The sequence below is a fragment of the Enterobacter sp. E1 genome (genome assembly GCF_016809815.1).
Taxonomy (GTDB): Bacteria; Pseudomonadota; Gammaproteobacteria; order Enterobacterales; family Enterobacteriaceae; genus Enterobacter; species Enterobacter adelaidei.
On sequence record NZ_JAFBJM010000013.1, the window covers coordinates 51,554 to 72,662 of the forward strand.

A 21,109-nucleotide genomic window follows, 5' to 3' on the forward strand; every position below is an offset into this window, starting at 1 on the left:
TCTAAGTTATAGCCAATCTTTTTTTATTCTTTAATCCTCGATTCGCTTTCTGGCACGCTGCATTCATCAAAACACTACACAAGAGAGCTGGGCGATGAATAAATGGGGCGTGGGTTTAACATTATTGCTGGCATCGACCAGCGTTCTGGCTAAGGACATCCAGTTACTGAACGTGTCATACGACCCGACGCGTGAACTTTACGAGCAGTACAACAAAGCGTTTGCCGCACACTGGAAGCAGCAAACCGGCGATAACGTTGTGGTTCGCCAGTCTCACGGCGGTTCCGGCAAGCAGGCGACGTCTGTGATCAACGGTATTGAAGCCGATGTGGTCACTCTGGCACTGGCTTACGATGTCGACGCCATCGCCGAACGTGGGCGTATAGATAAAAACTGGATCAAACGCCTGCCGGACAACTCCGCGCCTTACACCTCGACCATTGTTTTCCTGGTGCGTAAAGGCAACCCAAAACAAATTCATGACTGGAATGACCTGATCAAACCGGGCGTGTCTGTGATTACTCCGAACCCGAAAAGCTCCGGCGGCGCTCGCTGGAACTACCTGGGGGCGTGGGGTTACGCGCTGCACCACAACAACGGTGACCAGGCTAAAGCTCAGGAATTTGTGAAAGCGCTGTATAAAAACGTTGAGGTGCTGGATTCCGGCGCGCGTGGCGCAACCAACACTTTTGTCGAGCGCGGTATTGGTGATGTGCTGATCGCATGGGAAAACGAAGCCCTGCTGGCCACCAACGAACTGGGTAAAGACAAATTCGAGATTGTGACCCCAAGCGAATCTATCCTCGCGGAACCAACCGTTTCTGTGGTCGACAAAGTGGTAGAGAAGAAAGAGACCAAAGCAGTGGCGGAAGCCTACCTGAAGTATCTCTACTCGCCAGAAGGCCAGGAAATTGCAGCGAAAAACTTCTATCGCCCACGTGACCCGGCGGTTGCGAAGAAATACGAAAACGTCTTCCCGAAACTGAAGCTCTTCACCATTGATGACGAGTTTGGTGGCTGGGCCAAAGCACAGAAAGAGCACTTTTCTAACGGCGGTACCTTCGACCAGATCAGCAAACGCTAAGTATTTCGCAAAGAACGACACGGTGACCCGGTGTGAGAAATCCACCGGGTTTTTTATTTGGTCATCATTTTGCGTTACTCTTTCACTTCAAATGGATACAGGGAACGCGCTGTGAAAAAAATTATCTTATTGATCCTGATTGTCATCGCTCTTGCCGCTGGCGGCGGGTACTGGATGAAAGCGGGTAATCCGGATGCGCTGCGACATATCGTTCTCGACCAGTGTGTGCCGAATCAAATCCAGAACCGTAACCCGGCGCCGTGTGCGCAGGTGAAAACAGATGCAGGTTATGTGGTGTTTAAAGACCGCAATGGACCGCTGCAGTATCTGCTGATGCCAACCTACCGTATCAACGGCACAGAAAGTCCGCTTTTGACCGAGCCTCATACGCCGAATTTTTTCTGGCTGGCGTGGCAGTCACGCAGTTTTATGACCCTGAAGCGGGGAACCGAGGTGCCTGACAGCGCCATTTCACTGACGATTAACTCCCCGACAGGCCGTACGCAGAACCATTTTCATATTCATATCTCCTGCCTGCGCCCGGATGTGCGCGAGAAGCTGAACGCGGCTCAGGGCGAAATTAGCACCCAGTGGCTGCCTCTTCCGGGTGGGCTGGAAGGGCATGAGTATCTTGCCCGTCGGGTAACGGAGAATGAGCTGGTGCAGCGCAGTCCGTTTATGATGTTGGCGGAAGAGCTGCCGGAAGCACGCGACCATATGGGACGCTTTGCGCTGGCGATGGCGCAGCAGTCAGATGGCTCTTTTGTTTTACTGGCAACGGAACGCAACCTGCTTACCCTTAATCGCGCATCGGCTGAGGAACTGCAGGATCATCAATGCACTATCCTGAATTGACCCCACTATAAATCGCGTTTACTCCGGCTGCCTGTCACCGTAGACTTGCTGAAAAAATCTACGGGAGACAGGTATGTCGCTCTGGTTAGCTCACCCTCTACTGCTGCCCTCACTGATCGTTGGCGTCACCATTGTGCTGTGGGCGACGTCGCTATTACCGGAATTTATCACCGCGCTGTTGTTCTTCACGGCCGCGATGACCGCCAGAATCGCCCCGCCGGAGGTGATCTTCGGTGGTTTTGCCTCGTCGGCGTTCTGGCTGGTGTTTAGCGGTTTTGTGCTCGGCGTGGCGATCCGTAAAACCGGCCTGGCGGACAGGGCTGCGCGTGCGCTGTCGGCAAAGCTCACCGACTCCTGGGTGTTGATGGTGGCGAGCGTGGTGCTGCTGAGCTATGCGCTGGCGTTTGTGATGCCGTCGAATATGGGACGTATTGCGCTCCTGATGCCTATCGTTGCTGCGATGGCGAAAAGGGCGAGTATCGCAGACGGTTCGCGGGCGTGGTTTGGCCTGGCGCTGGCTGTGGGGTTCGGTACTTTCCAGCTCTCGGCAACTATTTTGCCTGCAAACGTCCCTAACCTGGTGATGAGCGGTGCGGCGGAAGGTTCGTACGGCATCCACCTGAGTTACGTCCCGTATCTGCTGCTGCACACCCCCGTACTGGGCATTCTCAAAGGTCTGATTCTGATTGGCCTGGTCTGCTGGCTCTTTCCCGGTAATCCAAAACCACAGAAGGATCTGGCACCGTCTGAACCGATGGGGCGGGATGAAAAGCGTCTCGCCTGGCTGCTGGCGGTGGTGCTGGGGATGTGGGTGACGGAGAGCTGGCACGGTGTGGGGCCCGCGTGGACGGGGCTGGCGGCCTCGGTCATCGTCATGCTACCGCGCATCGGTTTTATCACCGGAGAAGAGTTTTCTGCGGGGGTGAATATGCGTACCTGTATTTATGTCGCGGGCATTCTTGGTCTGGCGATTGTGGTGACGCAGACCGGGATTGGTGCAGCCGTAGGTGAAGCATTGCTGCGGATAATGCCGCTGGACGCTGATAACCCCTTCACCAGTTTCCTGGCGCTGACCGGTATTACCACCGCGCTCAACTTCATTATGACCGCCAACGGTGTTCCTGCGCTGTATACCACGCTGGCACAGAGTTTTTCCGACGCGACGGGTTTCCCGCTGCTGTCGGTGATCATGATCCAGGTGTTGGGTTATTCCACACCGCTGCTGCCGTATCAGGCGTCGCCAATTGTGGTCGCAATAGGGCTCGGGAAGGTGCCTGCAAAGGCGGGGATGGTGCTCTGTCTGGCGCTGGCGATAGCGACCTATCTGGTGCTGTTGCCGCTGGATTACTTGTGGTTTAGCGTATTGGGTCGTTTGTAGCGGAGTAGGGCGGGTAAGCGCAAGCGCCACCCGCCACAACAGCATTACGCCTGTTTAGCCGCTTCTGCTGCTTTAACGATCACCGCGAAAGCGTCAGCCTTCAGGGATGCACCGCCAACCAGCGCGCCATCGATGTCTGGCTGGGTGAACAGCTCAGCAGCGTTGGATGCGTTTACGGAACCGCCGTACTGGATAATGACTTGTTCAGCCACTTTCGCGTCGGCTTTAGCAATGTGATCGCGGATGAACTTGTGAACTGCCTGAGCCTGCGCAGGGGTTGCTGATTTGCCGGTACCGATCGCCCAGACTGGCTCATAAGCAATGACCGCGCCTTCGAATGCTGCTGCACCCTGAGTTTTCAGCACTGCGTCGATCTGGCGAGCACACACTTCTTCCGTTTTGCCTGCTTCGTTTTCAGCTTCGGTTTCACCGATGCACAGAACTGGGATCAGACCTTGCTCTTTCAGCACAGCGAATTTCTTCGCGATGAACTCGTCGGATTCTTTGTGATAGGTACGACGCTCAGAGTGGCCGATGATGATGTATTTCGCGCCGATATCTTTCAGCATTTCAGCGGAGGTTTCACCGGTGAATGCGCCAGACAGGTTAACGTCAACGTTCTGTGCACCCAGAATGATGTGGCTGCCGTCAGCGGCGTGTTTAGCCAGATCCAGGTACATATCCGGCGGAGCGATAGCAACCGCACAGCCCGTCACGCCAGCCAGCTCTTTACGCAGGTTCGCAACCAGTTCGTTTACCATGTGGCGGCTGCCGTTCAGTTTCCAGTTACCCATCACTAAAGGATGTCGCATTTCAATTCTCCACGCTAAATAAGCGAATTAAGGAATATGGCCACCCTGTCGGGCAGCATGGTCTGTGAATCAGTATAGAGATTTTCCCTCGAAAGGCTTTGCTTTTTGTCATTAATTCGCCCCTCCGAGTGTGTCAGATAGTGCCAGCTTAATCGGTTCAACTGCGAAGGTCAGTCCTTTTTCGCCGTTGTCTGCGACAACATAGCGAATCGCACCTTCGGTATCGGCGTAGTAGCGCTTGTTTTTACCGGCGGCGAGGAGTTTTTGCAGCTTTTGCTGGCTTTGCTTTTTCGTCAGTGCCGGGGTAAAGGCCTGTAACACCGCGCTCATATACTCCAGCGCCTTCGCCTTCGCTGCTTTCTGCTCTGGCCCCTGAATTGGCAGCCAGGTGATTTGCATGCTTTTGATTTTTAGCGTGCCGCGCTCCAGCGCCGTTGAGGCATACAAGTTCTCGTTAATCTTGCTTGCCGCACGGGTCAGCGTAGGGGTATCGCGAGAACCATCAATGGCGCGAAATTCATCCAGTGGCAGCGTTGGGTTGGCCTGATTGAAGGCTTCACGAAACTGGCTGATGGACTGATCGAAAGACGGGGAGCCCGCAAGCAGATACGGCGCCGTTGTCGGGGCGGTGGTTTCGGCTGCATGCAGGGGAAAGCCCGCGCTAAGCAGCGTTAAACACAGGAAAAGAGAACGCGCCGAAATTTTCATCAACATTGCCCCTGGCCGTAAGTGCTCATGATTAAAACGATATCTGGTCGGCTTGTCAAAAGGTCACAACTCCAGGGTAAAATGCGCGCTATACGATAATAAGGAACCTTACATGACCATACAGCAGTGGCTGTTTTCATTCAAAGGGCGTATTGGACGCCGTGATTTCTGGATCTGGATGGTGACGTGGGTTGTCGCCATGCTGGTTCTGTTTTTTGTTGCTTACAACGCGTGGCTGAGTACGCAAACGGCGGCCTTTGCGCTGGTCTGTCTGCTATGGCCAACAGCGGCCGTGGTGGTAAAACGTCTGCACGATCGCGGCCGTTCCGGGGCGTGGGCATTTCTGATTATTCTGGCGTGGATGCTGGTGGCAGGGAACTGGGCGATGCTTCCGTCCATTCTTCCCTGGGTCGTCGGCAGGCTGCTACCGTCAGTTATCTTCGTGATGATGATTGTCGATCTGGGCGCGTTTATTGGCACCCAGAGCGAAAACAAATACGGTAAAGACACCCTTGAGGTGAAGTACCGCTGATTACCAGTAGTGTTCGGCGGTCATATGGCCCGGCCGGCGGCGAAGATGTTTCGTCATCTGCCGGGTATCTTTCAGAAGTTGTTGCGTGTCACGAACCATCTGCGGATTACCGCACAGCATGACGTGGCTGGTTTCCGCCGTCATCGGCAAACCCACTGCTTTTTCCAGGACTCCACTCTCAATTAATGCCGGCACACGACCCGTCAGCGCACCTTCTGCCGTTTCACGACTGACCACCGTTTGAATTTTGAGCTTACCGCCATACTTCTGTTCCAGATCGCGCATTTGCGGCAAATAGCTTAAGTCTGCAGCGTAGCGCGCGGCATGAACCAACACGATGTTTTTAAAGCGTTCAAGGTCTTTGCCATATTGCAAAATGGAGAGATACGGACCGATGGCCGTACCGGTTGCCAGCATCCATAGCGTGTCACAGTCAGGAATTTCGTCGAGCACAAAGAAGCCGGCAGCGTCACTCACCATTTGCACATCATCACCGGGCTTAAGAGCGGCGAGACGCGGGCTGAGTTTGCCGTCCGGAACGGTAACCAGATAGAACTCGAGATCCGGGTTATCTGGCGCGTTAACGTAAGAGTAAGCGCGCTGTACGCGTTCACCGTCGACATCCAGCCCCAGCTTCGCAAATTGCCCGGCCGTAAACGGGTGAACGGGAGCATGCAGGGTGAGACTAAATAGCGTATCGGTCCAGAACTGTATCTTTGTGACTTTACCTGTTACCCAGTCCGCCATGATCTTCTCCTGTGCTGTTTCTCTGTTCTATCTTCCTGTCTTGTCGTGAAGATTTCCAGCCCATTTGGGCCGGAAAGCTCTATCGATCAAACGGTTTTACAGAATGTGCGTCTGTACGTCCGGGTCTTTACGGTCGAGATAGTGGATAGACTGAATGCGACGAATGGTGCGTGATTTACCGCGGATCAGCAGCGTTTCAGTGGTTGCCATGTTGCCCTTACGGGTAATGCCGTCCAGCAGATCGCCTTTCGTGATGCCGGTCGCCGAGAAGATAACATTATCGCTGCGGGCCATTTCGTCCAGAGCGAGAACTTTATGAGCTTCGATGCCCATTGCTTCGCAGCGTGCCAGCTCCTCTTCGCCAATCCGACGGTTCTCTTCGCTGTCGCCTTTGACATCATGACGTGGCAGCAGGCGCGCCTGCATGTCGCCGTCCAGGGCGCGGATCACTGCTGCTGATACGACTCCTTCCGGCGCGCCACCGATGCCATAAAGCACATCGACTTCGCTGTCCGGCATACAGGTCAGAATCGAGGCCGCAACGTCACCATCCGGAATGGCAAACACGCGCACACCGAGTTTTTGCATCTGCGCAATCGTGGCATCGTGGCGCGGTTTCGCCAGAATGGTGACGGTCAGCTCGCTGAGCGGTTTACCCAATGCTTTGGCGATATTATGCAGGTTTTCTTCCAACGGCAGGCTGAGGTCGATTGCGCCTTTGGCACCCGGGCCGACAATCAGCTTTTCCATGTACATATCTGGCGCGTTGAGGAAGCAGCCTTTGTCGCCCACCGCCAGCACCGCCAGGGCATTGGCCTGACCCATTGCCGTCATGCGCGTGCCTTCGATCGGATCGACGGCGATATCTACCGCATCGCCTTTGCCGGTGCCGACTTTCTCACCAATGTAGAGCATTGGCGCTTCGTCGATCTCGCCTTCGCCGATCACGATGGTGCCGTCGATGTTGACCTGGTTAAGGACGATGCGCATGGCATGGACAGCCGCACCGTCTGCGGTATTTTTGTCGCCACGACCCAGCCATTTATAGCCTGCGAGGGCGGCCGCTTCGGTGACGCGGGAAAACTCGATAGCAAGTTCACGTTTCATGAGGTACTCGTGCAATCAAAAGGAATTGCACGAAGTTTATCACAGAGTGGGGAGACGAGTTCCCTCTCCCCTGTGGGGAGAGGGTTAGGGAGAGGGGAATTACTCTTCGTGATCTTCCCATGCCAGGGCGCGTTTCACCGCTTTTTTCCAGCCGCTGTAGCGGAAGTTACGTTCGGTGGTTTCAATACCTGGGCGGAATTCGCGTTCGATCACCGCTTTCTCCTGCAGCTCGTCCAGGTTCTGCCAGAAACCTACTGCCAGACCGGCGAGGTATGCTGCACCCAGCGCCGTGACTTCACGCACTTCAGGGCGTTCAACGCGGGTACCGAGAATGTCCGACTGGAACTGCATCAGGAAGTTGTTCGCGACCGCACCACCGTCCACGCGCAGGGCGTGCAGACGAATGCCGGAGTCAGCCTGCATCGCTTCCAGCACGTCGCGCGTCTGGTAGGCGATGGATTCCAGCGTGGCGCGGATAATGTGGTTAGAGTTCACACCACGCGTCAGACCGAAAATCGCGCCGCGTGCATACGGGTCCCAGTACGGTGCGCCCAGACCGGTGAATGCAGGCACCACGTACACGCCGTTGGTGTCTTTCACTTTGGTCGCGAAGTACTCGGAGTCGAACGCATCGCTGATCAGTTTCATCTCATCACGCAGCCACTGAATAGACGCACCCGCCATGAACACTGCACCTTCCAGCGCGTAGTTCACTTCGCCGCGTGGGCCGCAGGCAATGGTGGTCAGCAGGCCGTTTTCTGATTTCACCGCTTTCTCGCCGGTGTTCATCAGCATGAAGCAGCCAGTGCCATAGGTGTTCTTCGCCATCCCTTCCTTGACGCACAGCTGGCCGAACAGCGCCGCCTGCTGGTCACCCGCGATACCGGCGATAGGAATACGCGTACCGCCTTTACCGCCGATGTTGGTCTGGCCGTATACCTCAGAAGACTTGCGTACTTCAGGCAGCATCGCGCGTGGGATATCCAGCGCGTCCAGCATCTTGTCATCCCACTCCAGGGTGTTGATGTTGAACAACATGGTACGTGAGGCGTTGGTATAGTCGGTGACGTGGACACGTCCCTGGGTCATCTTCCAGATAAGCCAGGTATCGACGGTACCGAACAGCAGCTCGCCACGTTTTGCACGCTCGCGCGACCCTTCCACGTGGTCGAGGATCCACTTCACCTTGGTACCGGAGAAATACGGGTCAACAACCAGACCGGTGGCGCTGCGCACATACTCTTCCATGCCATCGCGCTTCAGCTGTTCGCAGATTTCTGATGTGCGGCGGCACTGCCAGACGATGGCGTTGTAAATAGGTTTACCAGTTTCGCGCTCCCAGACAATCGTCGTTTCACGCTGGTTAGTAATACCAATCGCGGCAATCTCGTCGGAACTGATATCGGCTTTCGCCAGTACTTCGACCAGCGTGGAGCTTTGTGATGCCCAGATCTCCATCGGGTCGTGCTCTACCCAGCCTGGACGAGGATAAATTTGCTCAAATTCGCGCTGTGACACGCTGACGATGTTCGCGTCATGATCCATTACGACAGCGCGGGAGCTGGTAGTGCCCTGGTCGAGCGCAACGATATATTTTTTTTCGGTCATGGTATGTGTCCCGTAGTCAGATTACAGCGAAGCTTTTTGTTGTGCGGTAGAAGTCGTTTCCTTCTCCTCTTCCACACAGGTGTCGCACGGTAAGTGGCGACCAATTAATTTGCGGTAGCTAAATGCACCCAGCGCAGCCCCGACAACCGGCGCAAACAGCGGAACCAGGAAGTAAGGAATGTCTTTGCCACCGGTGAAGGCGACGTCGCCCCAGCCTGCGATAAAGGCGAACGCTTTTGGTCCGATATCACGTGCCGGGTTCATCGCAAACCCAGTCAGCGGGCCCATTGATGCGCCAATCACCGCAATCAGCAGGCCAATCAGCAGGGGTGCCAGCGGGCCGCGCGGAATGCCGTTTCCGTCGTCAGTCAGCGCCAGGATAACGCCCATCAGGATAGCGGTAATCACCATTTCAACTGCGAACGCCTGCACAAAATTGATATGCGGGTTAGGGTAGGTTGAGAAGATGCCTGCCAGGTCCAGACTTTCGACACTGCCGCGCACCATATGATGCGTCTGTTCGAAGTCGATGAAAAGATTGTAATAAAGCCCGTAAACTAACGCCGCTGCGCAAAACGCGCCGGCAAACTGAGAAAGAATGAAAGGAACAACTTTGCGTCCGTCGAAGCACGCGAACAGCCACAGTGCGATAGTCACCGCCGGGTTAAGATGTGCACCAGAAACACCTGCAGTCAGGTAGATGGCCATCGCCACGCCCAGACCCCAGATAATACTGATTTCCCACTGACCAAAACTGGCACCCGCCACTTTCAGTGCAGCGACACAGCCCACTCCGAAGAATATCAACAACCCGGTACCAAGGAACTCGGCAATGCACTGGCCTTTTAAGGTTGATGTCTGACTCATAATCGGAATCCTGAAGAAATTGATGTTTATTGTTAGCATGGCCGCCCGTGACAGCCACGATGCCCTGTAGACATAGTGTTAATTTATCGTTAACGAGCAAAAACGAGAAATATCGAAATCAAAATGTGTGGTCTTCGTCATAAAATGATCGTTTTCGCGCCATAAAGCACATTTTTGCATCAGTGGCGGAATGTGAGCTGAATCATTTCATTAACGAATGAGTTAACAATTTAGGGTGATATGACGCGAACGCACCAGGACCAGACCTAAAAGTGTTGCAAACCGCGATCTGCGCGGTGTGTCGCTGGACACAGAGCGCCGTGCTCCATACAATCGACGGTATATGTCGTGCGCGTTTACGTTAAAGCGTCGCCTTGCAATTCAGGAGAGGTAGCATCATGTCTTTAGAAGTGTTTGAGAAACTGGAATCGAAAGTACAGCAGGCGATTGACACCATCACCCTGCTGCAGATGGAAATTGAAGAGCTGAAAGAGAAGAACAACAGCCTGGCGCAGGAAGTTCAGAACGCTCAGCACGGCCGCGAAGAACTGGAGCGCGAAAACAACCAGCTGCGCGAACAGCAGAACGGCTGGCAGGATCGCCTGCAGGCGCTGCTGGGACGTATGGAAGAAGTCTGATTCCCATTGGAATGAACTGAACAGGCCGGGTAAGGCGATGCCGCTACCCGGCTTTTTTATGGTTCTCGCTAACTGACATCCAACCATAAATAAGGCCGCCAGAGGCGGCCTTAACGCTACTTGTCCTGCACTGTCATAGCAAAAGCAACGAACACATTCGGTTCATCACTCTTTACAACGAGTACGCTGGCGACAATGAACGCGATACATAAATAGCGTTTCATTATGCGGTCCCTGCAGCTAACCGCTCCACCGTTCACCACCGGTGATAAGTCGGTGGACACAAGCTCTGTGTGGAGCCTGACTCACGGTTGTGGAAATACCTCTCCCGTGACCGGTGCCCATTTGCGAAATGGCGGAAAGGGACGGTGCATCATAATGAGCAACAGTAGCGTAGTTAAGGCCTTCAGAGGACATTAGGAATTTATAAAGGGTCGACGAGGGTTACCAGAGGGATGAACCAGGGTAAGATAAAAATCCTGGTTAAAGGTTGCAAGATAACCCAACGGACCGCGAATCCCGAGGGACAAAAAAACCGCCACATTGCTGTTGGCGGTTTTTTTATGGCCCACGCTTACGGTTTTATTACTCGATATCCAGCGGATCTTCGGAAAGGATTATGCCGGTGTTATCGGCGTACAGATGGTCACCGGAGAAGAAGGTCACGCCGCCGAAGTTAACGCGCACATCGCTTTCACCAATGCCTTCACCCGCTGCACCAACCGGAATGGCGGCAATGGCCTGAATACCAATATCCAGATCTTCAAGATCGTCCACCTGGCGCACGGAACCGTAAACCACAATCCCTTCCCACTCGTTTTGCACGGCAAGGCGAGCCAGCTCAGCATCAATAAGCGCGCGACGCACGGAACCCCCGCCGTCAACTAACAGAACGCGGCCACGGCCATTCTGTTCGAGCAGATCGTACAGCAACCCGTTGTCCTCGAAACATTTCACCGTGACGATTTGTCCGCCAAACGACGACCGCCCACCAAAGTTGGAGAACAGCGGTTCAACGACGTTGACATCTTCCTGGTAGATGTCACAAAGCTCGGAGGTATCGTATTTCATAGGTTTAACGCTCAGTTGCTGCGAATGTGTTCAGTATATCGTGCGAAATGCGTTGTTGGCAAAATCATCAATTGTTAATTGATATTTGTCAGCTAACGAAGTGTCTGGCTTAAGACAATCCCGATGACGAACAACAGGTTAGTCAGGAGTGCGCCTTTTACCGTGCGTTCCAGCATTGGTGGCATGGCTGCAGGGCTCAGTTCGCGCATGACAAATCGCGCCTGCTTAATCAGCAGGGGTGCGGCAAGTACAAACAGCCAGCCCCATACGCTGTGCAGCGAGATCAGGTTAAACAGTGCCAGGCAGACCAGCGCACCCATCAGCAGGCAGGCGTGGTAGCGGCGCGCGTTAACCGGACCCAGACGTACCGCCAGCGTGTTTTTGCCATTCTCACGATCGCTGTCGATATCGCGCAGGTTGTTGATATTGAGCACCGCCGTTGCCAGCAGTCCGCAGGCGGTTGCAGGCAGGAACAACGCAGGGATAAGGGTATGCGCCTGTAAGTACCAGCTTCCCATCACGCTCAACCAGCCGAAGAACACCAGCACGGAAATATCACCCAGACCAATATAACCATAAGGACGCGTGCCGACGGTGTAGGTGATGGCCGCGACAATGGCCAATAAACCTAACACCAGGAAGCCAATAAAATCGCTGGTGGTTTTAGACGCCACCGTCACCAGTGCCAGACCCGATAAACAAATCAGCACCACGGTGATAATCAATGCGCGTTTCATCTGCGCCTGAGTAATCACCCCTTTCTGCATCCCGCGCAGTGGCCCGATACGGTCAGGTTTATCGCTGCCTTTTACCGCGTCACCGTAATCGTTGGCGAGATTGGAGAGAATTTGCAGCAGGCCGGCGGTAATCAATGCCAGTGCCGCGACCAGCGGGTCAAAATAACCTTGCCACCAGGCAAGAGCCGTACCGACGACAATCGCAGCAAAGGCCAGAGGAAGTGTTTTAGGGCGCAGACTTTCGAGCCACGCCTGAGTACGGCTGATATCAGTCATAGTTATTTAGCCAATAAAAATGGGGGCTTTAGCCCCCATTAAACGTGATGAGAATCCAGTAACCGCGATTATAGGATAAAACGGCTCAGATCTTCATCTGCCACTAACGCATCCAGATGTTTACTCACATATTCTGCGTCAATGGTGATGGTTTGACCGTTAAGGTCGCTCGCATCATAAGAGATATCTTCTACCAGGCGTTCCAGCACGGTATGGAGACGACGCGCACCGATGTTCTCGGTGGTTTCGTTCACCTGCCATGCGGCCTGGGCGATACGTTTGATACCGTCCTGGGTGAACTCGAGGTTCACACCTTCGGTCGCCATCAGCGCTTTGTACTGTACGGTAGCAGAGGCATTTGGCTCGGTCAGGATACGTTCGAAATCTTCAGTGGTCAGCGCCTGCAGCTCAACGCGGATGGGCAGACGACCCTGCAGTTCCGGGATCAGGTCAGACGGGCTGGCAACCTGGAATGCACCGGAGGCGATAAACAGAATGTGGTCCGTTTTTACCATGCCGTGCTTAGTGGAAACGGTGCAGCCTTCAACCAGCGGCAGCAGGTCGCGCTGAACGCCTTCACGGGACACATCCGGGCCGGAGCTGTTGCCGCCACGTTTACAGATTTTATCGATTTCGTCGATAAACACGATACCGTGCTGCTCAACCGCTTCGATAGCATCCTGTTTCAGCTCTTCCGGGTTCACCAGTTTTGCCGCTTCTTCTTCGATAAGCAGCTTCATCGCGTCCTTGATTTTCAGCTTACGCGCTTTCTGCTTCTGGCCGCCCAGGTTCTGGAACATGGACTGCAGCTGGCTGGTCATCTCCTCCATACCTGGAGGTGCCATGATTTCCACGCCCATCGGTGCGGCCGCGAGATCGATCTCAATCTCTTTATCATCCAGCTGGCCTTCACGCAGTTTTTTGCGGAACGCCTGACGTGCGGCTGAAGGTTCAGACTGTTGTTCAGCCTGGCCCCAGTTGTTTTTTGCCGGTGGGATCAGCACGTCGAGAATGCGCTCTTCGGCCATCTCTTCCGCGCGGTAGCGGTTTTTCTCAATCGCCTGAACGCGCACCATTTTGATAGCAGAATCGGTCAGATCGCGGATGATAGAATCCACTTCTTTACCGACATAACCTACTTCGGTGAACTTGGTGGCTTCAACTTTGATGAACGGTGCGTTAGCCAGCTTCGCCAGACGACGGGCGATCTCGGTTTTACCGACGCCGGTTGGGCCGATCATCAGAATGTTTTTCGGCGTCACTTCATGGCGCAGCTCTTCGTCAAGCTGCATACGACGCCAGCGGTTACGCAGGGCGATCGCCACGGAGCGCTTGGCGTTATCCTGGCCGATAATATGTTTGTTCAGTTCGCTAACAATTTCGCGTGGGGTCATTTCAGACATGGGAGATCCTTACGCTTTAGACGGTAATTCTTCGATGGTGTGGTTGTGGTTGGTATAAATGCAGATATCACCTGCAATATCCAACGCCTTCACCGCGATATCTCGCGCGTTCATGTCGGTATTTTCCAACAGCGCGCGGGCTGCAGCCTGGGCATAAGGGCCGCCAGAGCCGATGGCAATCAGGTCGTTTTCCGGCTGAATGACGTCACCGTTACCGGTGATAATCAGCGACGCGGTTTCGTCGGCTACGGCCAGCAGCGCTTCGAGCTTGCGCAGCATGCGGTCGGTACGCCAGTCTTTCGCCAGCTCAACAGCGGCTTTCACCAGATGACCCTGGTGCATTTCCAGTTTGCGTTCAAAAAGTTCAAATAGCGTGAAGGCATCAGCGGTGCCGCCAGCAAAACCGGCGATCACTTTGTCATTATAGAGACGACGTACTTTCTTCACGTTGCCTTTCATGACGGTATTACCCAGCGTGGCCTGGCCATCACCGGCGATTACCACATGGCCGTTACGGCGTACACTTACTATTGTTGTCACGAGCAGACCCCCTGGTTACAGAATCGGGAAACAGAAGCCCTGAGCCTGTGCTCAGGGCTGAATAGAATGATAGATGGGGGGGAAATTGGGGGTTTCAACCCCCGGATGCGAGTCGAATACAGTTTGTGTGACCGGCGACTTTCAAACGTGAAATGGTGCCATCAGCATTTTCTTTGCCTTTCACTGGGCCAATCACCACGCGATTCCAGCCATTGTTGGTGGTAATACGTGAATCAAACCCTTCAAAGGCCAGCTGCGCGCGCACCGTTTCCGCCTGCTCTGCACCTTTAAACGAACCGCACTGAACCATCCAGCGGCGCTCATCTTTCTTCTCCGCTGTCTGCTTCGGTGCCTCGGTCTCTTTAGTGATCGGCGCGGCCTGCTGCGTTTTCGGCTGCTGAGCGGTGGTATGCGCTGGCGTCTGCAAGAGATCCTGATATGGCTGAGCCGTTTGCTTCTGCGGCTGAGTCTTCGGCTGTTGCTGAACCGGCTGGGACTGCACCGTACGCGTCTGCTGCTGGTAAGGCTGTTCCGTTACCCGCGGCTGTGCTTTCGGCTGCTGCACCGGCTGGGTTTGCGCCCACTGTTGTTGCTGCTGTTGCTGTTGCTGAATTTGCTGTTGCGCCTGACGTCGTTGTAACGTTTGCTGACGCTGTGCCGGAGTCTGTTCATTCCACGGGACTTCATTCAGCTGCGTGGGTTGCTGGCGCATATCAGCCTGCATTTGTGCCAACAACTGACGCTGTTCATCCGTCAGCTGATTCGCATTCTGCACTTCTCCACCTGCGGAAGGCTCGGTTGGCGCACGTACGCCAGGCTGACGGCTTTCCAGCTCTTTGATATAGCGCCAGCGTTCTTCAGGCTTCGGAGGAAGACCATTTCCGGCCACTTTACTGGCCTGAAGCGCCTCAGACTCTTCTTTTTTATGGTGCGTAATAAAGTACAGTCCACCAATAAAGGCGACGACTACAGCCGCAGCAATAGCGACCATTGCTGGCGAGACAGCAGGCAGGTTACTCTGCTTTTTCCTTGAGCTACTCTTTTTGCGTCGCGAAGGTGCCGGCTGGCCGCGACGTACATAATCTCGTTGTGCCACTATCGTTTCGCTGTATTTATTCGTTCGTCAGTCCGCCATGTTACTTAAGCGGCGGGGCTTTGACCAGATAAGGGTATCCGAAAGACGTTTACTTTAAGTCAATGCCTGGGTAGTGCCGCGAACAATCAGTTCGCAGTCCAGCAACCGCGAGCCGCTGCTAACTGTTTGACCGTGAAGCTGATCCAGCAGAAGAAGCATCGCTTCGCGGCCGATTTGATAGCGCGGCTGAGCGACCGTTGAGAGCGGTGGATCGCAAAATTCTGAAAGCGAAATATTATCGAATCCGATGATCGATAAATCTTTCGGTATGCGCAGGCCACGACGTTTGGCATACGACAATGCGCCCAGCGCCATTACATCGCTGTGACAGAATACGGCGGTGGGCGGCTCAGGCAGGTCCAGAAGTTTTTCCAGCGCCTGTCCACCCGCAGCGAAGGTGAAGTCACCACGAGCAATATAGTGCGGATCGACAGTGACGCCGGTACGGCGCAGCGCCTGAACGTAGCCCTGTAAGCGGTAGTGACACAGCGGCATCTCTTCCGGTCCGGCAATGCAGCCAATACGTTTATGCCCCAGTTCCTGGAGATAGTTGACGGCGTTGAATGCGGCGGTGAGGTTATCGATATGGACCGTCGGCAGCTCCAGCTCTGGCGCAAACTCGTTGGCCATGACCATCGGCGGTAAATTACGCTGCTCTTCAATGCTGGCATCAAACGGCAGGCGAGAGCCAAGCAGCAACATACCGTCGATCTGCTTGGTGATAATGAGGTCGATAAAGGTTTTTTCCTGCTGGTTCTGGTGCGCACAGTCGCCAATCAGTACCAGATAACCCTGTTCAGCCGCTGTCACTTCAATACCGCGGATAATCTCGCTGAAAAAGGGATCGCAGATGTCCGGCACAATCACCAGGATGGTGCGCGACTCATTGCGCTTGATGTTACGGCCCATCGCCTGTGGAAAATAGCCCACTTCCAGCGCAGCCTGCTCAACCCGGTTACGGGTCGCCTGGGAGACTTTATCCGGATTCATTAATGCGCGGGATACCGTTGCCGTAGAGACCTGTGCTTTCTGGGCAACGTCTTTCATGGTCGCCGGTGCAACCTCTTTGCTGGACTTCAACGTCTTCTCCTCGCCTGAACACCGAACTTCTGACATCACCATTTTTACAGATAGTTAATGGAATCGGTTACAGAATTTTCATAAAAAGTGTGAGGAACGTTAAATTTTTCGATCCGTCTTCAGCCTTCGATGGGATCGACGTCCAGTACCCACTTCACTTTTCGCGCTTCCGGAAGGGTGTTAATCAGTACCAGCGCGCCGCTGACGATATGCTGGAGACGAATTCTCGAAGGGTGCTGGAGCAAAATTTGCCAGCGAAAACGTCCGCCGCGCTTTGGTGCCAGTGCCGGAACCGGGCCCAAAATCCACAGTTGGTTATCCACCAGTGGACTGGCCTGCAGGAGGTTTCTCAGCTGCTGCAGGAAAAGTGGGGCCTGCTGGTTGTTATGATCTTCTGCACGAACGATCACGTGGCTGGTCCACGGCGGTAGCTGCAGGGTCTGGCGTTCTGCCAGCGCCTGTTCGGCAAAGGCGTCATAGCCTTTGTGTAGCAGGGTCTGGAGTAACGGGTGTTCTGGGTGGTGCGTTTGCAGAACCACTTCGCCCTGTTTGCCCGCGCGTCCGGCACGACCGGCGACCTGGGTATAAAGCTGGGCAAAACGTTCCGCGGAACGGAAGTCTGCTGAGAAGAGTGCGCCGTCGACATCCAGCAGGGCAACCAGCGTTACATCCGGGAAATGGTGTCCTTTCGCCAGCATCTGGGTACCAATCAAAATGCGTGCGCCGCCGCGATGCACTTCCGCCAGTTGCTGTTCCAGCGCACCTTTACGGCTGGTGGTGTCCCGGTCGATGCGGGACAGGGGGATGTCAGGGAAGAAGGGCGCAAGAGCCTGTTCCAGCTGTTCAGTCCCCAGACCCACCGGCACAATGTGCGTTGAACCACACGATGGACACTGGCGCGGAACAGGGCGCTGACTGTCGCAGTGGTGGCAGCGCAAATGACGCTGGGCCTGATGGAAGGTGTAGTAATGATCGCAGCGCGGGCACTCGGCAATCCAGCCGCAGTCGTGGCACAGCAGAGCTGGCGCAAATCCGCGCCGGTTGAGAAACAGAATGACCTGGTTCCCGGCCTGCAAATGCTGGCGCATCCGGGTGATAAGCGCGGGTGCTAATCCCGCCTGAACCTGCTGTCCTTTCAGATCCAGTATGTGCTGAATGGCCGGGCGCGCATTTCCCGCGCGACGCGTCAGGCGCAGCATATGGTATTTACGCTGACGCACGTTGTGCAGCGTTTCGAGCGCCGGCGTGGCGGAGCCGAGAATAATAGGGATTTGCTCGCTGTGCGCGCGATAGACCGCCAGATCGCGGGCATGGTAGCGCCAGCCTTCCTGCTGTTTATAGGAGCTGTCGTGCTCTTCGTCGATCACGATAACGCCAAGATTTTTAAACGGCGTAAACAGCGACGAGCGGGTGCCGATCACAATCGCCGCTTCACCGTTTTTTGCTTTCAGCCAGGCGTTGAGGCGCTCGCTGTCGTTCAGGCCGGAGTGCAGCACCTCAACCGGCGCGTTAAAGCGCTCGCGGAATCGGGCGATGGTTTGCGGCGTCAGGCCAATTTCCGGCACCATCACCAGCGCCTGTTTACCCTGTGCGAGCACGTTTTCCAGCACGCTCAGGTAGACTTCGGTCTTGCCGGAACCGGTAACTCCCGCCAGCAGCCAGGCAGAGAAATGATCGGAGGCGCTATGGATCGCGCCGACGGCGGTGGCCTGCTCGGTATTCAGACGCAGGCGATCACCTGAAACGGAGAAACTCTCTCGCCAGTCGTAAAGCGCAGGCGCTTCGCTGCCCAGTTCACTCAGCCCTTTCTTTCTCAGGGCCTGTAGCGCCGTTTCGCTGATCTCAAGTTCGTCGACCTGATGACGCCAGATTTTCCCCTGGCGCAGCGCCGCCAGCGCCTGCTGCTGTTTCTGCGAGCGTTTGAGGCTGTTGATGTCGACAGCCTGACCTTCTTCGGTGGCAAACCAGTACCACATCGGCGCATGGCTGGCGCTCTTACCCTGACGCAGCATAATGGGCAGGGCGTGGAACAGGACGTCGCCGATGGGATGGTGGTAGTAATCCGCCGCCCACAGCAGAAGTCGCCAGGTGCTGCTGGAGTAAACCGGCTCACTGTCCAGCACCTCAACAACCGATTTCAGTTCATTAAGCGGTAACTCGCTCTTATCGCTGACCGAAACCACAATCCCCACGCGCTGCTGCTTGCCAAAGGGCACGGTCACGCGACAGCCCGCTTTGGCGCTCATGCTGTCAGGCAGCAGATAGTCAAAGGTGCGGGAAAGCGGAACGGGCAGGGCAACGTGAGCGACGGGCATCTAATCTTCCTGACTTGAAAAGTGGCGCGTTAGTATACACATTAGTAAAAGCGGCGTGCGGATCAGTTTGCATACGTTGGTCAAATTCTGTATGATTCGCCGCCTTTGGTGTACTTTACGCCAAAGAACTTACAATCAACATCGCGTGGTGTCTGGCGTTAGGGCTGGAAGAGCGACGCGGCCTTAACTGAGGTTCTCCCATGAAAAAAGATATTCACCCGAAATACGAAATGATTACTGCAAACTGTTCTTGCGGTAACTCTATCCAGATCCGCTCTACCGTGGGTCACGATCTGAACCTGGACGTGTGCGGCAAATGCCACCCGTTCTACACTGGTAAGCAGCGTGATGTTGCAACCGGTGGCCGTGTTGACCGCTTCAACAAGCGTTTCAGCATCCCGGGCGCTAAATAAGTTTCCCGAAAAAAAGGCACCGCAAGGTGCCTTTTTTGTATCCGCTTTTCAGTATTCCCACGTCTCCGGGTCAATACCCAGTTCACGCATGATCACCTTCGCCTCTTCCGGGATTTCGTCGCTACGCTCTTTGCGCAGATCGTCATCGTTCGGCAACGGTTGACCGGTAAACGCATGCAGAAACGCTTCGCACAACAGTTCGCTGTTGGTTGCGTGGCGCAGGTTGTTCACCTGACGACGCGTACGTTCATCGGTGAGGATCTTCAACACCTTCAGAGGAATGGAAACCGTAATTTTCTTTACTTGCTCACTCTTCTTACCGTGCTCAGCGTATGGGCTGATATATTCGCCGCTCCATTCAGCCATGAGATACCTTTAATCCTCTCAGTCATTTATCTAAGGGTGCAAAACCTGTAACTCTGGGTTTTGAACCGTAATCTTGCCTAGTTTACCGTAGAGACGATACCGTGGCACGGATATTGCCGCTGCAGCGTGCACTAAAGCATATAATTTTAACGGCTATTTGCGCATTGCTCAATCTATACGCAAAGAAGTTTAGATGTCCAGATGTATTGACGTCCATACATTCAATGTTTACTCTGGTGCCTGACTTTTCACCTCATTCGCCAGGAAGCCTTCACCATGACGCGTAAACAGGCCACTATTGCAGTGCGTAGCGGATTAAATGATGACGAGCAGTACGGCTGCGTTGTCCCGCCGATTCATCTTTCCAGTACCTATAATTTCACCGGATTTAATGAACCCCGCGCGCATGATTACTCGCGTCGTGGCAACCCTACGCGTGATGTGACCCAGCGCGCGCTGGCTGAGCTGGAAGGTGGCGCAGGTGCAGTATTAACCAATACCGGTATGTCCGCCATTCACCTGGTGACAACGGTGTTCCTGAAACCGGGTGATCTGCTGGTTGCGCCGCACGACTGCTACGGCGGCAGCTATCGTCTGTTTGATAGTCTGGCAAAGCGCGGCTGTTATCGCGTGCTGTTTGTCGATCAAAACGACGAACAGGCGCTGAAACAGGCGCTGGCAGAGAAACCGAAGCTGGTACTGGTGGAAAGTCCAAGCAACCCATTGTTGCGCGTTGTCGACATTGCGAAAATTTGTCAGCTCGCAAGGGATGCGGGAGCGATAAGTGTAGTGGATAATACGTTCCTCAGTCCGGCCCTTCAGAACCCATTAGCATTGGGTGCTGATCTGGTATTGCATTCATGCACTAAATATCTGAACGGCCATTCTGACGTGGTCGCGGGTGTGGTGATTGCAAAAGATCCCGAGGTTGTCACGGAACTGGCATGGTGGGCCAATAACATTGGCGTCACCGCGGGTGCCTTCGACAGCTACTTGCTGTTACGTGGCATTCGTACGCTGTCGCCGCGCATGGAAGTGGCGCAGCGCAATGCTCAGGCGATTGTCGATTTCCTGAAAACGCAGCCGCTGGTGAAGAAGCTCTATCACCCGTCGCTGCCGGAAAACCAGGGGCACGAGATCGCCGCGCGCCAGCAGAAGGGATTTGGCGCGATGTTAAGTTTTGAACTGGACGGTGACGAGCAAACGCTGCGTCGCTTCCTGAGCGGGCTGTCATTGTTTACGCTGGCGGAATCCTTAGGTGGGGTTGAAAGCTTAATCTCCCACGCCGCGACCATGACGCACGCAGGTATGGCACCCGAAGCACGTGCCGCCGCCGGGATTTCCGAGACGCTGCTGCGAATCTCAACCGGTATTGAAGATTCTGAAGATTTAATTGCCGATCTGGAAAATGGCTTCCGGGTCGCAGCCAAGGGGTAA

General features: G+C 54.7%; 21 protein-coding genes. 7 read left to right on the forward strand and 14 right to left on the reverse strand.

Features of this window, described 5'->3' with window-relative positions; genetic code table 11:
- Positions 1-94: 94 nt before the first annotated feature.
- The 3 genes from JGF26_RS21260 (at position 95) to JGF26_RS21270 (ending at position 3,317) form a co-directional block, all read left to right on the forward strand.
- A complete protein-coding gene (locus JGF26_RS21260) occupies positions 95-1,084 on the forward strand; it encodes a sulfate ABC transporter substrate-binding protein (protein ID WP_134708693.1) in 990 nt (329 codons plus the stop codon).
- 111 nt (positions 1,085-1,195) lie between these two features.
- Positions 1,196-1,939, forward strand: coding sequence for a CDP-diacylglycerol diphosphatase (locus JGF26_RS21265; protein WP_028018121.1), 744 nt, complete (start codon positions 1,196-1,198; stop codon positions 1,937-1,939).
- A gap of 73 nt (positions 1,940-2,012) precedes the next feature.
- A complete protein-coding gene (locus JGF26_RS21270) occupies positions 2,013-3,317 on the forward strand; it encodes an SLC13 family permease (protein WP_134708691.1) in 1,305 nt (434 codons plus the stop codon).
- 44 nt (positions 3,318-3,361) lie between these two features.
- Here the strand turns inward: JGF26_RS21270 and tpiA are convergent, their stop codons facing one another.
- Together tpiA and JGF26_RS21280 are read right to left on the reverse strand one after the other, a co-directional pair.
- On the reverse strand, positions 3,362-4,129 hold the full coding sequence (gene tpiA / locus JGF26_RS21275; RefSeq protein WP_014172206.1) for a triose-phosphate isomerase: 768 nt from the start codon (positions 4,127-4,129) through the stop codon (positions 3,362-3,364).
- Between the two features lie 111 nt (positions 4,130-4,240).
- The gene (locus tag JGF26_RS21280) at positions 4,241-4,837 is read right to left on the reverse strand and encodes a DUF1454 family protein (RefSeq protein ID WP_049004908.1); all 597 of its coding nucleotides are present in this window, start codon (positions 4,835-4,837) and stop codon (positions 4,241-4,243) included.
- Between the two features lie 112 nt (positions 4,838-4,949).
- Between JGF26_RS21280 and JGF26_RS21285 the strand changes: the two genes are divergently transcribed.
- Positions 4,950-5,369 (forward strand): DUF805 domain-containing protein, encoded by a 420-nt coding sequence (locus JGF26_RS21285; protein WP_129324957.1) that lies wholly within the window; start codon positions 4,950-4,952, stop codon positions 5,367-5,369.
- On the opposite strand, the gene fpr is transcribed toward JGF26_RS21285, so the two are convergent.
- From fpr to JGF26_RS21305, 4 genes are all read right to left on the reverse strand, one after another.
- Positions 5,370-6,116, reverse strand: a complete 747-nt coding sequence (gene fpr / locus JGF26_RS21290; RefSeq protein ID WP_134708689.1) for a ferredoxin--NADP(+) reductase — start codon at positions 6,114-6,116, stop codon at positions 5,370-5,372.
- Between the two features lie 96 nt (positions 6,117-6,212).
- Positions 6,213-7,223, reverse strand: a complete 1,011-nt coding sequence (gene glpX / locus JGF26_RS21295) for a class II fructose-bisphosphatase (RefSeq protein WP_028018116.1) — start codon at positions 7,221-7,223, stop codon at positions 6,213-6,215.
- A gap of 99 nt (positions 7,224-7,322) precedes the next feature.
- Positions 7,323-8,831 (reverse strand): glycerol kinase GlpK, encoded by a 1,509-nt coding sequence (glpK, locus tag JGF26_RS21300; RefSeq protein WP_028018115.1) that lies wholly within the window; start codon positions 8,829-8,831, stop codon positions 7,323-7,325.
- A gap of 21 nt (positions 8,832-8,852) precedes the next feature.
- The gene (locus JGF26_RS21305; protein WP_014885705.1) at positions 8,853-9,698 is read right to left on the reverse strand and encodes an MIP/aquaporin family protein; all 846 of its coding nucleotides are present in this window, start codon (positions 9,696-9,698) and stop codon (positions 8,853-8,855) included.
- 398 nt (positions 9,699-10,096) lie between these two features.
- On the opposite strand from JGF26_RS21305, the gene zapB reads away from it, so the two are divergent.
- Positions 10,097-10,336, forward strand: a complete 240-nt coding sequence (zapB, locus tag JGF26_RS21310; RefSeq protein ID WP_010436935.1) for a septal ring assembly protein ZapB — start codon at positions 10,097-10,099, stop codon at positions 10,334-10,336.
- Between the two features lie 585 nt (positions 10,337-10,921).
- Here the strand turns inward: zapB and rraA are convergent.
- The 7 genes from rraA to priA all read right to left on the reverse strand — a co-directional run bounded on the left by rraA (position 10,922) and on the right by priA (position 18,893).
- Complete coding sequence (gene rraA / locus JGF26_RS21315) at positions 10,922-11,407, reverse strand: ribonuclease E activity regulator RraA (RefSeq protein ID WP_014172197.1); 486 nt, start codon at positions 11,405-11,407, stop codon at positions 10,922-10,924.
- Between the two features lie 92 nt (positions 11,408-11,499).
- Positions 11,500-12,426, reverse strand: a complete 927-nt coding sequence (menA, locus tag JGF26_RS21320; protein ID WP_164989120.1) for a 1,4-dihydroxy-2-naphthoate polyprenyltransferase — start codon at positions 12,424-12,426, stop codon at positions 11,500-11,502.
- A gap of 62 nt (positions 12,427-12,488) precedes the next feature.
- Positions 12,489-13,823, reverse strand: coding sequence for an HslU--HslV peptidase ATPase subunit (gene hslU, locus JGF26_RS21325; protein WP_049004905.1), 1,335 nt, complete (start codon positions 13,821-13,823; stop codon positions 12,489-12,491).
- 9 nt (positions 13,824-13,832) lie between these two features.
- Positions 13,833-14,363: an ATP-dependent protease subunit HslV gene (gene hslV / locus JGF26_RS21330; RefSeq protein ID WP_014172194.1), complete on the reverse strand. Its 531-nt coding sequence runs from the start codon at positions 14,361-14,363 to the stop codon at positions 13,833-13,835.
- A 94-nt stretch (positions 14,364-14,457) separates the two neighbouring features.
- Positions 14,458-15,459: a cell division protein FtsN gene (gene ftsN, locus JGF26_RS21335; RefSeq protein WP_028018111.1), complete on the reverse strand. Its 1,002-nt coding sequence runs from the start codon at positions 15,457-15,459 to the stop codon at positions 14,458-14,460.
- 93 nt (positions 15,460-15,552) lie between these two features.
- A complete protein-coding gene (gene cytR / locus JGF26_RS21340; protein ID WP_134708687.1) occupies positions 15,553-16,578 on the reverse strand; it encodes a DNA-binding transcriptional regulator CytR in 1,026 nt (341 codons plus the stop codon).
- Between the two features lie 119 nt (positions 16,579-16,697).
- Positions 16,698-18,893: a primosomal protein N' gene (priA, locus tag JGF26_RS21345; RefSeq protein ID WP_134708685.1), complete on the reverse strand. Its 2,196-nt coding sequence runs from the start codon at positions 18,891-18,893 to the stop codon at positions 16,698-16,700.
- Between the two features lie 200 nt (positions 18,894-19,093).
- Between priA and rpmE the strand changes: the two genes are divergently transcribed.
- On the forward strand, positions 19,094-19,306 hold the full coding sequence (gene rpmE / locus JGF26_RS21350) for a 50S ribosomal protein L31 (protein ID WP_003862040.1): 213 nt from the start codon (positions 19,094-19,096) through the stop codon (positions 19,304-19,306).
- Between the two features lie 48 nt (positions 19,307-19,354).
- Here rpmE and metJ read toward each other — a convergent pair whose 3' ends face one another.
- Positions 19,355-19,672, reverse strand: coding sequence for a met regulon transcriptional regulator MetJ (gene metJ, locus JGF26_RS21355; RefSeq protein ID WP_003862042.1), 318 nt, complete (start codon positions 19,670-19,672; stop codon positions 19,355-19,357).
- 276 nt (positions 19,673-19,948) lie between these two features.
- Between metJ and metB the strand changes: the two genes are divergently transcribed.
- Entirely contained in the window at positions 19,949-21,109 is a 1,161-nt protein-coding gene (gene metB, locus JGF26_RS21360) for a cystathionine gamma-synthase (protein WP_049004901.1), read from the forward strand.

Bases quoted from the DNA above. Each gene is read 5' to 3' on its own strand.
- glpX (WP_028018116.1), bottom strand. From the start codon at position 7,223: ATGAAACGTGAACTTGCTATCGAGTTTTCCCGCGTCACCGAAGCGGCC.
- priA (WP_134708685.1), bottom strand. From the start codon at position 18,893: ATGCCCGTCGCTCACGTTGCCCTGCCCGTTCCGCTTTCCCGCACCTTT.
- rraA (WP_014172197.1), bottom strand. From the start codon at position 11,407: ATGAAATACGATACCTCCGAGCTTTGTGACATCTACCAGGAAGATGTC.
- rpmE (WP_003862040.1), top strand. From the start codon at position 19,094: ATGAAAAAAGATATTCACCCGAAATACGAAATGATTACTGCAAACTGT.
- JGF26_RS21305 (WP_014885705.1), bottom strand. From the start codon at position 9,698: ATGAGTCAGACATCAACCTTAAAAGGCCAGTGCATTGCCGAGTTCCTT.
- zapB (WP_010436935.1), top strand. From the start codon at position 10,097: ATGTCTTTAGAAGTGTTTGAGAAACTGGAATCGAAAGTACAGCAGGCG.
- metB (WP_049004901.1), top strand. From the start codon at position 19,949: ATGACGCGTAAACAGGCCACTATTGCAGTGCGTAGCGGATTAAATGAT.
- JGF26_RS21260 (WP_134708693.1), top strand. From the start codon at position 95: ATGAATAAATGGGGCGTGGGTTTAACATTATTGCTGGCATCGACCAGC.
- glpK (WP_028018115.1), bottom strand. From the start codon at position 8,831: ATGACCGAAAAAAAATATATCGTTGCGCTCGACCAGGGCACTACCAGC.
- JGF26_RS21270 (WP_134708691.1), top strand. From the start codon at position 2,013: ATGTCGCTCTGGTTAGCTCACCCTCTACTGCTGCCCTCACTGATCGTT.
- JGF26_RS21285 (WP_129324957.1), top strand. From the start codon at position 4,950: ATGACCATACAGCAGTGGCTGTTTTCATTCAAAGGGCGTATTGGACGC.
- metJ (WP_003862042.1), bottom strand. From the start codon at position 19,672: ATGGCTGAATGGAGCGGCGAATATATCAGCCCATACGCTGAGCACGGT.
- JGF26_RS21280 (WP_049004908.1), bottom strand. From the start codon at position 4,837: ATGAAAATTTCGGCGCGTTCTCTTTTCCTGTGTTTAACGCTGCTTAGC.
- hslU (WP_049004905.1), bottom strand. From the start codon at position 13,823: ATGTCTGAAATGACCCCACGCGAAATTGTTAGCGAACTGAACAAACAT.
- tpiA (WP_014172206.1), bottom strand. From the start codon at position 4,129: ATGCGACATCCTTTAGTGATGGGTAACTGGAAACTGAACGGCAGCCGC.
- fpr (WP_134708689.1), bottom strand. From the start codon at position 6,116: ATGGCGGACTGGGTAACAGGTAAAGTCACAAAGATACAGTTCTGGACC.